Source organism: Nonomuraea sp. NPDC049378 (genome assembly GCF_055586745.1).
The window spans coordinates 51550-64432 of record NZ_JBVJHP010000030.1; the positions used below are offsets into that span (position 1 = coordinate 51550).

13 protein-coding genes are annotated in these 12883 nt (G+C 71.8%); 6 read left to right on the top strand and 7 right to left on the bottom strand.

Annotated features, from left to right (window positions below; all coding sequences use genetic code 11):
• Positions 1-153: 153 nt before the first annotated feature.
• The gene (locus tag ACZ6SA_RS43465; RefSeq protein WP_347650189.1) at positions 154-645 is read left to right on the top strand and encodes a hypothetical protein; all 492 of its coding nucleotides are present in this window, start codon (positions 154-156) and stop codon (positions 643-645) included.
• Between the two features lie 7 nt (positions 646-652).
• Here the strand turns inward: ACZ6SA_RS43465 and ACZ6SA_RS43470 are convergent, their stop codons facing one another.
• Positions 653-1513: a fructosamine kinase family protein gene (locus tag ACZ6SA_RS43470; RefSeq protein WP_347650188.1), complete on the bottom strand. Its 861-nt coding sequence runs from the start codon at positions 1511-1513 to the stop codon at positions 653-655.
• 80 nt (positions 1514-1593) lie between these two features.
• Between ACZ6SA_RS43470 and ACZ6SA_RS43475 the strand changes: the two genes are divergently transcribed.
• Both ACZ6SA_RS43475 and ACZ6SA_RS43480 read left to right on the top strand, forming a co-directional pair.
• The gene (locus ACZ6SA_RS43475) at positions 1594-2445 is read left to right on the top strand and encodes an alpha/beta fold hydrolase (RefSeq protein ID WP_465834955.1); all 852 of its coding nucleotides are present in this window, start codon (positions 1594-1596) and stop codon (positions 2443-2445) included.
• A gap of 67 nt (positions 2446-2512) precedes the next feature.
• On the top strand, positions 2513-3133 hold the full coding sequence (locus ACZ6SA_RS43480) for a TetR/AcrR family transcriptional regulator (RefSeq protein WP_347650186.1): 621 nt from the start codon (positions 2513-2515) through the stop codon (positions 3131-3133).
• On the opposite strand, the gene ACZ6SA_RS43485 is transcribed toward ACZ6SA_RS43480, so the two are convergent.
• The 3 genes from ACZ6SA_RS43485 to ACZ6SA_RS43495 all read right to left on the bottom strand — a co-directional run bounded on the left by ACZ6SA_RS43485 (position 3118) and on the right by ACZ6SA_RS43495 (position 5530).
• Positions 3118-3705, bottom strand: coding sequence for a class I SAM-dependent methyltransferase (locus ACZ6SA_RS43485; RefSeq protein WP_347650185.1), 588 nt, complete (start codon positions 3703-3705; stop codon positions 3118-3120). The genes ACZ6SA_RS43480 and ACZ6SA_RS43485 overlap by 16 nt on opposite strands.
• Positions 3706-3863: 158 nt before the next feature.
• A complete protein-coding gene (locus ACZ6SA_RS43490) occupies positions 3864-4496 on the bottom strand; it encodes a response regulator transcription factor (protein ID WP_347650184.1) in 633 nt (210 codons plus the stop codon).
• Positions 4493-5530, bottom strand: coding sequence for a sensor histidine kinase (locus ACZ6SA_RS43495; RefSeq protein WP_465834958.1), 1038 nt, complete (start codon positions 5528-5530; stop codon positions 4493-4495). Before ACZ6SA_RS43495 ends, ACZ6SA_RS43490 begins: the two co-directional genes overlap by 4 nt.
• Before the next feature lie 110 nt (positions 5531-5640).
• On the opposite strand from ACZ6SA_RS43495, the gene ACZ6SA_RS43500 reads away from it, so the two are divergent.
• Complete coding sequence (locus ACZ6SA_RS43500; RefSeq protein ID WP_465834960.1) at positions 5641-6999, top strand: alpha/beta fold hydrolase; 1359 nt, start codon at positions 5641-5643, stop codon at positions 6997-6999.
• A gap of 308 nt (positions 7000-7307) precedes the next feature.
• Complete coding sequence (locus tag ACZ6SA_RS43505; protein ID WP_465834962.1) at positions 7308-7835, top strand: hypothetical protein; 528 nt, start codon at positions 7308-7310, stop codon at positions 7833-7835.
• A 237-nt stretch (positions 7836-8072) separates the two neighbouring features.
• On the opposite strand, the gene ACZ6SA_RS43510 is transcribed toward ACZ6SA_RS43505, so the two are convergent.
• Positions 8073-9080 carry a helix-turn-helix domain-containing protein gene (locus ACZ6SA_RS43510; RefSeq protein WP_465834964.1) on the bottom strand — a complete coding sequence of 336 codons (1008 nt, stop codon included), beginning with the start codon at positions 9078-9080 and terminating at the stop codon, positions 8073-8075.
• Positions 9081-9255: 175 nt separating this feature from the next.
• Here ACZ6SA_RS43510 and ACZ6SA_RS43515 point away from each other — a divergent pair, with 175 nt between their 5' ends.
• A complete protein-coding gene (locus tag ACZ6SA_RS43515; protein ID WP_465834966.1) occupies positions 9256-11298 on the top strand; it encodes a cellulose binding domain-containing protein in 2043 nt (680 codons plus the stop codon).
• Between the two features lie 117 nt (positions 11299-11415).
• Here the strand turns inward: ACZ6SA_RS43515 and ACZ6SA_RS43520 are convergent, their stop codons facing one another.
• Both ACZ6SA_RS43520 and ACZ6SA_RS43525 read right to left on the bottom strand, forming a co-directional pair.
• A complete protein-coding gene (locus ACZ6SA_RS43520) occupies positions 11416-12297 on the bottom strand; it encodes a CU044_5270 family protein (protein WP_465834968.1) in 882 nt (293 codons plus the stop codon).
• Positions 12290-12862, bottom strand: a complete 573-nt coding sequence (locus ACZ6SA_RS43525; RefSeq protein WP_347650177.1) for an RNA polymerase sigma factor — start codon at positions 12860-12862, stop codon at positions 12290-12292. The genes ACZ6SA_RS43520 and ACZ6SA_RS43525 overlap by 8 nt, the downstream gene beginning before the upstream one ends.
• Positions 12863-12883: the final 21 nt, after the last annotated feature.

Consider the following 12883-nt stretch of genomic DNA (forward strand, 5'->3'; position numbering starts at 1 on the left):
CGGCCGGCGATCGGTACGGCGGGCCGCCGTACCGATCGGCTGGTGCAGCGGCGTTTTCTCACCAGATCTTCAGAAACCATCCATTTTTCTCCCAGGATGCCTGGAGAGTTTGGAGTCGACCGAAGACCTCCTTCGCATCGGACGGTGTCCCGCATGACCTCCACCCCCGCTGAAGACACCACTGTGCAGTCCGCCCGCCGCCGGCGTGCCCCCGCCGGCCCCTCGATGCTCAGGCTCGGCCTGCTCGCCCTGGTCGCGATCGGCATCGCGGGCGCGGCGGCCGAGCTCGCCTTCGAACGCCACTGGGGCAGCCCGACGCAGCTGATCCCGTGGGTGACGCTGGCGCTGCTGACGGTCGCGCTGGTGCTGGTCGCGCTCGGCGACTCCCCCGGCACGCTCACCGTGGTCCGGGCGCTCGCCCTGATCGTGCTGGTCGCGGCGGCGTACGGCGTGTTCACCCACGTGTCCGTCAACCACGGCATGGGCGCGATGGACCCCGCGTGGGACTCGCTGTCGCCGCTCGCCCAGTGGTGGTCGGCGCTGACGAAGTCGGTCGGCAACGCGCCCCCGCTCGCGCCCGGCATGCTCGCCCAGAGCGCGCTCCTGCTCCTGCTGGTCTCCACTGTCCAGCGGCCGGCGAAGTGAGCCGCCGCTAGGCGAACGGTGCGATGATCTCGCGCACGGCCTCGGCGCACTCGGCGGCGTGGTCGTCGTGCGCGATGCTGCTCAGCAGCTCCCGCAGGTGGAACAGGGGCAGGCGGTCCCGCCAGCCGTCGTCGAGACCCGCCGCGTCCGCGTACACCTCGAAGAAGCGGTCGGAGGCGGGCGGGCGCGGCGAGCACCACAACATGCTGAGGTCGGCCTCCGCCCAGCTGTAGGAGACGGCCGGGTCGATCAGCGCCGGGCCGCCGGTCCGGCCGGAGAGGATGTTCTCGCGCCACAGGTCGCCGTGCGTCAGCACCGGCGGCCGTGGCGGCAGCAGGTCGGGCAGGGCGGCGCAGAGGCGTTCGAGCGCGCGCCGTTCGGCGGCGTCGAAAGCCGCTTCCACGAGTGGTTCCGGGAGCCAGCGCAGGATCCGTCGCCGCGCGAAGAAGGCGTGCCCGTCGGTGTCCCAGGTGTTGTCCTGCCGCAGGCGCCCGAGCCAGCCGTCCCGGTGCCAGCCGAACCGGTCGCTCCGCGTGGTGGTGTGCAGGTGGGCGACGGCACGGGCCAGCTCTTCCCAGAAGCGTCCGTCGTCGTCGCGGCGCGGCGGTAACGGCTCCAGCACGAGCAGGCGGGGCGTGACCGCCAGCACCTCGGGCGTGGTGACGCCGCCCATGGCACGCAGCACGTGCAACCCCTCCGCCTCGACCTCGAACAGGTCGAGGACGTCGGCGCGCAACGTCTTGGCGAACACGCGGGAGCCGTCGCGCAGGGTCGCCAGCCCGGCCAGCGCCACCACCCCGCCCTGAGCGGCCTCCGCCGCCACCGCGTCGAATCCGGCCGTACGAAGCCGGTCGAGAAGAAGGTCCATGACCACATATCCAACCCGAACCGGCTATGTTGGTCACATGACTTGGTCACACGACCAACATTTGCGGAGAGGATGCCTCCATGCGCGTCACGGTGAACGGCACGTCGTTGTTCGTGGACGTCGAGGGCCCCGCCCTCGTGCCCGACGGTGACACGATGCGAGACAAGCCCACGCTTCTCCTGCTGCACGGCGGTCCCGGCCACGACCACTCGATCTTCAGGCCGGCGTACGCACGGCTGGCCGACCTCGTCCAGATCGTCTACGTCGACCAGCGCGGCAACGGCCGCAGCCAGGACTCCGACCCTTCCACCTGGCACCTCGACCAGTGGGCCGACGACATCCCCGCCCTGTGCGACGCTCTCGGCATCACCAAGCCGATCGTGCTCGGCTGGTCATTCGGCGGCATCGTCGCCATGCACTACGCCGCCAGGCATCCCGATCATCCCGCGAAGCTGATCCTGCAGAGCACGATGGCCCGCATGGACGTCGACCAGGTCGTCGAGGGGTTCCGCGCGGAGGCGGGCGAGGCGGCGGCGCTGGCGGCCAAGGCGTTCCTCACGGAAGGCACGCCGGAGACGTTCGCGGAGTTCGGGCGGTTGTGCGCGCCGTCCTACAGCCCGGATCCGGCCTTTCCGTCCTTAGAGGACATCCAGGCGATGACGCGGATGATCCCCAACCCGGAGCTGACGATGAGGTTCATGTCGCGGGAGCGGTTCGACCTGCGGGGCGAGCTCCGCAACGTCCGCTGCCCTGCGCTGGTGGCGGCGGGCGCGCGCGATCCGATCACACCGCTCGCCTCGATGCGGGAGATCATGACCGGCCTGCCCGCGGGGGCACGGCTGGAGATCTTCGAGGAGTCGGGCCACTTCATCGCCGACACGGAGGGCGAACGGTTCTTCGCGCTCCTGCGCGCCTTCATCGAGGCGCCATGACGATCCGCGGCCGCGTTCATCGAGGCGCCATGACCACCTTCCCGGCCGCGTTCGGCGGGGCGCCGCGATGACGTACCTGTCCGCCGACGAGCGGCGGCGCGTCATCGTCGACGCCGCCGTCCGCGTGATCGCCACCGAGGGCCTGGCCCGCGCGACCACCCGCCGCATCGCGGAGCAGGCGGGAGTGCCGCTCGGCACCCTGCACTACTGCTTCCGCAACAAGGACGAGCTCAACATGCTCATCCTCGGACGCGGCCGCGCCACGATGCTGGCCGCCTTCGAGGAGCTCGACCGGGGGGCCGGGTTCGAGGCGACCGTGCGCGAGGTCGTGGCGACGTACTGGCGGTGGATCCGCGATCACCACGGGCTGCATCTCGCGCTGATGGAGCTGCTCATGTGGGCGATCCGCAACAAGGAGACGCTCCTCCCCGGCCGGGACGTCTGGGCCGAGGTCAACGCCCCGCTCGGCGGTGACCTCATCGACTCCGCCCTGACCGCCGCAGCGGAGCGGGACGGCGTGCGCACGGCCGTGCCGGTGCCCGAGCTGGCCCGGTTCCTCATCCACCGGATGGACGGCCTGGTCTTCGAGTTCGCGGAAACGTCGGACGAGGCGAGCTGCGAGCGGCAGGCCCTCCTCCTGGCCGACGCGCTCGTCCTCCTGGCCCTGCCGCGTCAGGGTTCGCGGTAGGCGAGCAGGTATCTCCAGAACAGCAGCCGCCGCAGGCGGAAGCCGGGCAACAGGACGCCCGCCTCCTGCCGGATCTCCGCCAGCGTCATCCGGGGCTGCGTGACCGGCGCGGGGGACGGCTCGCCCCGGCCGGCCATGGCGAGCCTGGCCGCCGCGTTGACCGGGACGGCGGCCAGGCTCCAGGTCAGGTCCGCGAGGGTCGCCTCGCGGTAGCAGCCCAGAATGGCCAGCACGCCGCCGGGGGCGAGCGCGTCGCGCAGCGTGGCGACGGTGCCGAACGGCACGTGGTGGATGCTCGCCAGGCACGAGATGTAGTCGTAGTGGTCCTTGGGCAGCGGCGTCTCCGTGATGTCGGCGCAGCGGAAACGCGGCCCGCCACGATCCCGCGAGCCCGCGACGGCGGTTTCGATCACACGTGCCGACGGGTCGACGGCGTCGACCTCCATGCCCATCTCCGTGAGCCGCCGCGCGAAGCGTCCTGTGCCGCATCCGACGTCGAGCGCGGTGCGGCTCTCACGGGGGACCAGGCTGAGGAGCATCCCGTGATAGTGATCATTGTGATCGAAGGCCATGGGTGAACTCTGCCAGATTCGCCACAACGCGAGGAGCAGGTTCGGCCCGAGGCGCGATGGCCTCGTGGCCTGCTTTTTCCGCGCTTTCCCCGGCGAAAAGAAGGCTTGCCGGAAAGACCTTCCGAAATTGCCGAAAGGGCCGTTCGACGGATGAAACTTCAGGAGGCGGCGTCGCGGAGCAGCAGCGCCGCCTGGACGCGGTTCGCGCAGCCGAGCTTGGTCAGGATGCGGCTCACGTAGGTCTTGACCGTCGCCTCGCTCATGTGGACGCGCCTGCCGACCTCGGCGTTGGACAGCCCTTCCGCCACCTGCCTGAGCACGTCGAGCTCGCGCGGGGTGAGCGCGGCCAGCCGCCGCTCGGCGTCGTGGTCGCGCTCGCCCGCGTCGAACGCGACCATGCCCAGAACGTGGCGCGTCACCTCGGGTGAGAGGTACGCCTGTCCCGCGTGCGCGGCGCGGACTGCCCTAATCAATTCCGCCGGCTCACAATTTTTGAGGATGAATCCGGAAACGTTCCGCTGGAGCGCCAGCCGTACGTTCTCCTCGTCGCCGAACGCGGTCAGCATCACCACCCGCGTCTCCCCCAATTCCGCCGCCGCGGCCAGCCCGTCGAGCACCGGCATCGCGATGTCGAGCAGCGCCACGTCCACGTTCAGGCGGCGGGCGGCGAGCACCGCCGCCCGCCCGTCGCCCGCGCACGCCACCACCTCGATGTCGCCCGCCGACTCCAGAACGGCGCGGATGCCGGCCGTGATGAGCGGCTCGTCGTCGGCGATCAGCACCCTGATCACGCCGGCGCCCCCACCGCGTCCTGGGCCAGCGGCAACATCGCGACCAGCCGGAACTCATGCGGCTCCGCGTGCACCCGCAGCAGCCCACCCGCCGCGCGCACCCGCTCGGACAGCCCGGCCAGCCCGGCGCCGCCCTGCGTCGCCTGCCCGGTGCGGGTGACGGCCGGGTTGGCCACGCTGACCAGGAGGGCGTCGGGCTGCCAGTCGAGCGACACGCGGATCGGCGCGCCGGGCGCGTGCCTGGCCGCGTTGGTCAGCCCTTCCTGGACGACCCGGTGGGCGGCGTGCCCGGCGTCCGGCTCCGCGAGCGGCGCGGCCGAGCCGGACCGCTCGACCGTCACCGCGAGCCCCGCGGCCGCGGCCCTGGCCACGAGCTCGTCGATGCCCTCGACGCCCGGCCGGTCCGCGTGGCGCAGCGCGCCGACCACCTCGTGCAGCTCCGCCATGGCCGTACGGGCCGTGCCCGCCAGGCTGCGTACGGCGCCGCGCTGCTCGGCGGGCAGAGCGGCGATCTCCAGCGCGGCTGCCTGCACGGAGACCAGGCCGAGGAGGTGGCCGAGCGAGTCGTGCATGTCGCGGGCGATGCGCAGCCGTTCGCGCTCCGCGATGAGCTCCCGTTCCCTGCGCTGGTGCTCGCGTTGCTGGGCGAGGTAGCGACCGGCCAGCACCGGTAGCGCCGTCAGTACCCCGGCGCGGGCCAGCACCACGAACGGCTCCGGCGCCAGCGCGGTGCGCTGCGCGATCATCAGGATCGCGCCCAGGTGGGCGACGGTCGCGGCGAACGCCACGATCGTGTCCCGCCGCGCGGACATGCGGTGCCCGGCCTGGTAGCCGGTGCAGACGAGCAGGGCGTACGAACCGCCGGTGAGCACCGCCAGGCTCAGGGCCGCCAGGAACGCGGCGAGTGGCCTGCGCGGGGACACCGCCATGGCCAGGCCCGTCACCGCAGCGAACGCGGCCAGCACCCAGCCCTCGGTCCCGGCCAGCCACAACAGCGCCGTATCGGCGGCCGCGACCGCCACAACCCAGGCCATACGCCTCACCTTACTCATCGGCACCCGTCGGCTTTCGTTAACTTTGGAGAACAACGTCCGGCGACTTCCGGCGGCAGACGCGCGGACCGAACGGTCCGTAGCGTGCCGGCGTGATCCGAACTCTGCTGGCACTCACCGTGCTCACCACACCCGCCCCGGCCGCGCAGGACCTCCAGTGGGCCGCTTGCCCGGGGGACACCGAGTCCGAGCTCCAATGCGCGGACCTGCCCGTCGCGATCGCCCCCGGCAGCGACAGGAAGCTCACCCTGAAGGTGGCCCGGCTGCCCGCCACCGGCGAGAAGAAGGGCACCGTAATGATCAACTTCGGCGGCCCGCAGGGTGACCAGATCGCCATCATGCGGTCCTGGGGGAAGATCTTCGCCGAGATCCGGAAGTCGATGGACGTCGTGACGTGGGACCCGCGCGGCTACCCCGGGCTCGGCAAGCCGGTGCTCCAGTGCGACTGGAGCCCGCTGCGCACCCCCGCCTTCCCCGACGACCAGGCCGGGCTGGACGAACTCGCCGCCGCGAACAAGGCCAGAGGCGCCCGGTGCCGGAACACCGATCCCGAGCTCTTCGACCACATGGACTCCGCGAGCGACGCCCGCGACGCCGAAGCCATCCGGCGCGCCCTCGGCGAGGACACGATGAACTTCATCGGCACCTCGTACGGGGGCACCATCGCCCAGGCGTACGCCCGGCAGTTCCCCGAGCGGGTGCGGACCATGTACGTCGACGGCACCGGCAACCACAGCACCCGCGACTGGGAGCGCGAGCTGACCGCCATCGCCCGCGACAACGAGCGGCTGATGGACCGGTTCTTCGCCTGGGCGCCCAAGGGCACGGAGCGGCGCTGGCGCGAGCTGGTGGCCAGGGCCGCCAAGGAGCCGATCCCCGCCCCGAAGGTCAAGGCGCGCTACGACGGCACGCAGTTGCGCCTGCTCGCCACCCAGAAGGGGAAACGCGGTCCCGCCGAGTGGGAGGGCCTGCTGGCGGCCATCAAGGCGGCGGAGGGCGGCGACGCCTCGGGGTTCGCGCCGGGTGGGCGGGATCCGTACCCGGCCCTCATGGGCGGCGGGGTGAAGGAGTGCCTCGACTTCCCCAGGCCGGAAAGCCAGCGGAAGCTGGCGCGCACGGTCAGGCGCCTGCGGAAGGTCGCGCCGAGCATGGGGGCCGCGTTCCCGCTGGCCTGGCACGCGCCGCTCACCTGCGTGGGCTGGCCCGCGCAGGTCGCCAACCCGCCGTCGCCGCTGCCCCGGAAGCTGCCGCCGATGCTGGGGGCAGGGACGTGGCTGGACTACGCGCCGACGTCACGGGTGGTCGAGCAGGTCAGGGGCAGCCGGATGATCAAATTTGACGGCCCGGGGCACAACCTCTTCGCCGCGATGGCGAACGCCTGCGTCATCGACCACGTCAGCGCGTACGTCACCACGCGCAAGCTCCCGCCGCGCAACACCGAGTGCGCCTGACCCTTCGGATGTCGTTTTGACGACATGTCGTTGTTTACTCACGCGGCACATGCCCTGCGAACAGGCGCGATGCTCCATTCTCTTGAACGAGTGAAACCCGGGTCACCCCCACAGACAGATCGGGTCGTTCATACGATGGATCACCCGCCTCGCCGCCGTCGGCGCGGGCCTGGCGATGATTGCCGTACCGGTGCCCGCGCACGCCGCGGCACCCGAGCCGGCGGCCGGCTCAGACCCGCACCGGGTGACGTTGATCACCGGTGACGTGGTGACGGTCCAGGAGTTCGCGGGCGGCAAGCGCGGCGACCGTGCAGCCCGGCAAGGGCCGCGAGGACGTCAAGTTCTTCACCAAGGAGGAGAACGGCGACCTCGTGGTCACCCCCGCCGACATGGTCCCCTACCTCTCGCAGGGGCTCATGGACCGACGACTGTTCTCGGTCGGCGACCTGATCGAGCAGGGGTACGACGACGAGAGCAGCGACGTCCTGCCGCTGATCCTGGCGTACAAGGAGAGCAAGCAGGCCATCACGCTGAAGAGCGTCAACGCGCGCACCCTGCGGGCGGACAAGGACGCGCTGCCCGTGCTCTGGGGAGCCGAGCGCGCCGGAGCTCGCGGAGGCGAGCCGCGGCTGCGCGACGGGCTGGCCAGGATCTGGCTCGACGGGAAGGTCGCCGCGTCGCTGGAGCACAGCGTCCCGCAGGTGGGAGCGCCGCAGGCATGGCAGGACGGGTACGACGGCAAGGGGGTGAAGGTCGCCGTCGGGCGGGATCGCCAGGGAGCGGTGGTTCGCCCCCGTCGTACGCCCGGCCGTGACGGCCGCCACCCGCACGGGTGACGTGCTGGCGGTGCAGGTGCCCGAGTTCGTCGACGCCGACGGCCACTACGGCTACGCGGGCGGGAGTACGGCAGGACCTGGCGCAAGCTGCCGCTCCTCCCCCTCGGCCAGGGCCGGTACAAGGCGCTCGTCTCGCATCGCAAGACCGGAACCGGGGTGTCGCTGAGGGTCGTCGCGACCGGCGCCTCGGGCGAGCGGTTCGAGCAGACCGTCACCCGGGTGTACGGGGTGAAGTAGTCACAACCAGCGCTCGCGGGCCGCATGCCAGGCAAGTTGCATCCTGGTCTGCGCGCCCGCGAGCCGCATCAGGTGGTAGACGCGGCGCTGCACCGTACGCAGGCTGAGCCCGAGCTGGCTGGCGATCGACTTCTCCGGCACCCCGGCGACCAGCAGGGAGAGCAGGTAGAGCTCGTCGGCGTCCAGGGGGCAGCCGGGCGCGGTGTCGGTGACCTGCCCGTCCTCCAGGAACCTGATCGGCGTGGCCCGCTCCCACTGGGCCTCGAACAACGCGATCAGCGCCTCCAGCAGGCTGCTCCCGCGCACGAGGGCGGCGGTCGGCTCGGTGGTCCGGCCGGCGTACTGCACCAGGGGGAGCAGCGCGGTGGACCGGTCGGCGATCATCATCCGCACGGGCAGGAAGCGCACGGCCCGCGCCTGCTCGCCCAGCTTGATGCCGAACGCCACGTTGGCCACCATCCCGGGCTCCTCCAGCAGGGCCCGCTCGTAGATGACCCGGTAGGCCACGCCGCGGCCGAGCGCCTCGAGCTCCTCGGTGTTGTCCGTGGACGGCATCACGACGTGCCCGGCCCGGCAGAAGTACATGACCTCCTCGCGGGCGCTGTCCTGGAGGTGGCGTACCTGCTCGCGCAGCGCGGCCCGGCTCGGCAGCACCTCGATCAGCCGGTCGGCGTCGCTGCGGCGCAGGCTCGCGCGGTATTCCTCGGCGAGCTGGTCGACCGCCTGCCGGGCCCAGTCGATCGTCTCCTGCTGCCGCACCAGGCGCGGCCCGAGCGCGATCTCGGGCGCGACCGGCGCGAACCTGCGCCCCGCGCCGCCCGCGCCGCCCGCGCCGCCCGCGACCTCGCGGACGAGCCCGATGCCCTCCATGGACGCCAGCGCGGCGGCCGCGGCCTCGCGCGTGAGGTCCAGTTCCTCGGCCAGCCCGGTCAGATCCGCCTCGCCGGCCCGTACGAGTAACCGGTACGCCCGCTCCTCCACCTCGCCCAGCCCGGCAACCTCCAGCATGTCCCCCATGATGACATGCACACCAAAGGGCACATATGCTCACATATGGTGCATTCGCCCGGTGAAAGTTTCATCGCCGGTTGACGAGCCCGCCGCCCGCCGCTCATGATCATGCTGCCTCCTGGTCAGGAGGAGGCGTCGAGTGATGACCACTGTCCACGGGCGAGGTGCACCGATGCCGACCACCCTGCTGCGGGCCGCGTCCGCGCTCCTGCTGACGCTGACCGCGCTCAACACCCCCACCGCGTACGCCGGCGCCGCACCCGTCGAGGTGACCGTCAACGCGCGCGCCGCCCTCGCCGGCGTCCCCGAGACGGGCATCGGCACCAACCATGCCATCTGGGACACCCACCTGGGCTCCGACGAGACCGCCGACCTGCTGAAGGACGCGGGCGTGAAACTGCTGCGCTACCCCGGCGGCTCCTACTCCGACATCTACCACTGGGCCGACCACACCGCCCCGGGCGGCTACGTCGCGCCAGACACCGACTTCGACACCTTCATGCGCGGCGTACGGCGCACCGGCGCCCAGGCGATGGTGACCGCCAACTACGGCACGGGAACGGCGGAAGAAGCCGCGGCCTGGGTGCGGCACGCCAACGTCACCAAGGGCTACGGCATCACGTACTGGGAGATCGGCAACGAGATCTACGGCAACGGCCACTACGGGGCCGCGTGGGAGGCCGACGACCACCCCGACAAGAGCCCCGCCGAGTACGCCCGCCACGTCGTCGCCTACTCCGACGCGATGAAGGCCGTCGACCCGGACATCAAGATCGGTGCGGTGCTGACCACGCCCGCGAACTGGCCCGACGCGATCGTGGCCGAGGGCGACGCCGGCAGCTGGAACGAGGTCGTCCTGTCGGCCGCCGGCTCCAAGATCGACTTCGTGGTCCTGCACTGGTATCCCGGCGCCCTCGACCGCGCGGGCCACGTACCCGACATGATCCAGCTCACCCGCGAGCAGATCGCCCGGCACGCGGGGCCGGACGCGGGCCGGATCGGCATCGCGATGACCGAGTTCAACACCGGTTCGAGCAGCAACGGCACCAACACCCAGCCCGGCGCGCTGGCCGCCGCCGACTCCTACGCGACGCTGCTGGCGAACGGGGTGTTCACGGTCGACTGGTGGAACGTCCACAACGGCATCGGCGCCGTCACCGAGGTCGAGGAGCACACCGACTACGGCGACTTCGGCCTGCTGTCGAGCGCGGCCTGCACGTCCGACGGGAGCGTCTGCGAGCCGCCGCTGAACACGCCCTTCGCGCCCTACCACGCGCTGCGGATGACGAGCGCGTTCGCCCGGCCCGGCGACCAGTTCGTCAGCGCGGCGACCGACGAGCCCGCCGTCACCGCGCACGCCGTCCGCCGGCCCGGCGGCGACCTCGCCGTCCTGCTGATCAACACCTCGTCCGGCACGTCCCACCCCGTGACCATCGACTACGAGGGCTACACGCCCGCCGCCGGGCCGCCCACCGTGCTGACCCACACCAACGGCGCCACGTCCATCACCACCACGACCACGGGCAGCGCCACCGCCCAGACCCTCCCGCCCCTCTCGCTGACCACGCTCGTCCTGCACCCGGAGACACCCGAGTCCGGCCGCCCCGGCGCGCCCGGGCAACCCACCGCCTCCGCCGTGACCGCCACCACCGCCACCATCACCTGGCCGCGCGCCACGGCCGGCTCGCGGCCGATCGCCAAGTACGAGCTGCACCGCCGGCACGGCGCCGTCACCGAGCAGCTCGGCGAGACCGGCGGCACGTCGTTCACCGTGGACAACCTCGAACCGGGCACCCGCTACACGGTCAACGTGATCGCCCGCGACAGCGGCGGCGGCCTGTCCTGGTCATCCCCGCCGCTGACGTTCACGACCACGACGCCCGCCACCGGCTCCTGCACGGCGCGGCTGAGCGTCCAGTCCGACTGGGCCAGCGGCTACGTAGGCGCCATCGACATCACCAACAACGGCGCCCCCGTGAACGGCTGGACCCTGACCTTCTCCTGGCCCAGGTCGTGGCAGAGCCTGGGCAGCGGCTGGGGCGGCGTCTGGACGGAGGACGGGCGCGAGGTCAAGGTCGTCAACGAACCCGGCGCCGGCACGCTCGCCACCGGCGCGTCGACCTCGATCGGCTTCGTCGGCGACTACAGCGGCCCGAACGTGCTGCCCTCCGTCTTCAAGCTCAACGGAGCGGTCTGCACGTCCGGGCCGCTGTGACGCCGGTCAGCCGACGGCGTAGGCGCGGGTGATCGTCCGGGTCAGCCCGGCGCCGTCCGGGCTCGTCACCGCCGCCCGCAGGGAGACGAACCCGGCCGCGTCGGGCGCGTACCTCCGCTACCGGGGCAGGTGATCCGTCCACTCGGCGGTCAGCCGGTAGGAGCTCCGGCTCCCCAGGCTGCTTCCGTCGTTGCCCTGGACGACGTTGGCGCGGCTCACCCGCGAGGTCTCGGGATCCACGACCAGATTGATCTCCCCCACCTTCGTGGGGATCGAGAGGGCCTCGCCGCCCTCGACCGCGCCCCGGTTCTCGACACCCGGCAGGTCGGCGAGCGCCCGGAATGCCGCCGCGCGCACATCCGAAGGCGCCGGCATCGACGTGATCAGCGCAGCGAGCCTGTGGACGACGGCGAAGCGCTCCTGATCGGCCGCCGTCATGCCGAGATCCTCAAGCTCCTCGGCCGCCGCCGGGGTGAGCTCCTCACGTTCATGGGTCTCGCGGATCCAGGCCGTCAACCTCCCGGGATCGGCCGGCAACGCCTGGAGCTCCTCCCACGTCAGCTCCGCGTCCCCCAGGACGAACAGTTGCGGCCGGTCGGGCCCCACCTTGTGGGGATTGGCAGGCGTGCCCTTGGACCAGCGCCCGCCGTCGCGGCTGACCCAGTTCTCCACGACCAGGTCGCTGCCTTCCGCCTCCGCTCTGGTGTACCAGTACTTTCCTGAGCCCTCGGGCGCGCTTTCCGCACTCGTGGCCGCCACGAGCAGGACCTCCCTGCCCGAGCCCGGCGCGGAGGTCGTGCCGACCACCGCCACCCCGACCACCAGCGCGATCACCGCCGCGGCGGCGGCCATGCCGAAACCCGGCACGAGCCATCCGCAGCGCCGGCGCGGGCCCTCGCCCATCCTCGCCAGCAGCCGGTTCCTGCTGCGCAGCTCCACCTCGCGGGGCGGCTCGGGCTTGGCCAGCACGGTGGCGAGCGGCCTCAATTCGTCATCCATGGACGGACTCCTTGTCGATGATGGCGTGGAACTTCGCACGCGCCCGGCTGAGCCGTGAACCCACCGTGCCCGGGGAGATGCCGAGCGCCTGGGCCACCTCGTCGTAGCCGAGCTGGCCCAGCGCCACGAGCAGCAGGACGTCACGCTCGCCCTTGGACAGCGTGGCCATCGCCTGCGCCAGGCGTGGCTGCATACGCTGCGCGGAGACCGAGGTGACCACGCTGTTCTCGGGGCCCTCCGCCGCCGGCTCCGGCGCCATCCGGGACAGCGCCCTGTAGTGGCGCGCCTCCTTGCGCCGGTGCCTGGCGACCAGGTTGGTGGCGATGCCGAACAACCAGGGCCGCAGCCCGCCGCGTGCAGGGTCGAACCGGTCACGCTGGTCGAAGGCCAGCAGAAAGGTCTCGGCCGCTATGTCCTCGGCGGCCTGCGTGTCCAGCCGGCCAGCCACGTACAGGTAGATGTCACGGAAGTACCGATCGTGCACCTCGGTGAACCGATCGGAGTTCCTGCGGTACTGGGCGACGAGTTCGGCGTCGGTCACTTGCTCGCCCAGGTCGGCGGTCACGTCGCCGTCTCCGTCATGAGC

Coding starts and splice junctions, on each gene's coding strand:
- ACZ6SA_RS43465 (WP_347650189.1), top strand. CDS start 154: ATGACCTCCACCCCCGCTGAAGACACCACTGTGCAGTCCGCCCGCCGC.
- ACZ6SA_RS43470 (WP_347650188.1), bottom strand. CDS start 1,513: ATGGACCTTCTTCTCGACCGGCTTCGTACGGCCGGATTCGACGCGGTG.
- ACZ6SA_RS43475 (WP_465834955.1), top strand. CDS start 1,594: ATGCGCGTCACGGTGAACGGCACGTCGTTGTTCGTGGACGTCGAGGGC.
- ACZ6SA_RS43480 (WP_347650186.1), top strand. CDS start 2,513: ATGACGTACCTGTCCGCCGACGAGCGGCGGCGCGTCATCGTCGACGCC.
- ACZ6SA_RS43485 (WP_347650185.1), bottom strand. CDS start 3,705: ATGGCCTTCGATCACAATGATCACTATCACGGGATGCTCCTCAGCCTG.
- ACZ6SA_RS43495 (WP_465834958.1), bottom strand. CDS start 5,530: ATGGCCTGGGTTGTGGCGGTCGCGGCCGCCGATACGGCGCTGTTGTGG.
- ACZ6SA_RS43510 (WP_465834964.1), bottom strand. CDS start 9,080: ATGCTGGAGGTTGCCGGGCTGGGCGAGGTGGAGGAGCGGGCGTACCGG.
- ACZ6SA_RS43515 (WP_465834966.1), top strand. CDS start 9,256: ATGCCGACCACCCTGCTGCGGGCCGCGTCCGCGCTCCTGCTGACGCTG.
- ACZ6SA_RS43520 (WP_465834968.1), bottom strand. CDS start 12,297: ATGGATGACGAATTGAGGCCGCTCGCCACCGTGCTGGCCAAGCCCGAG.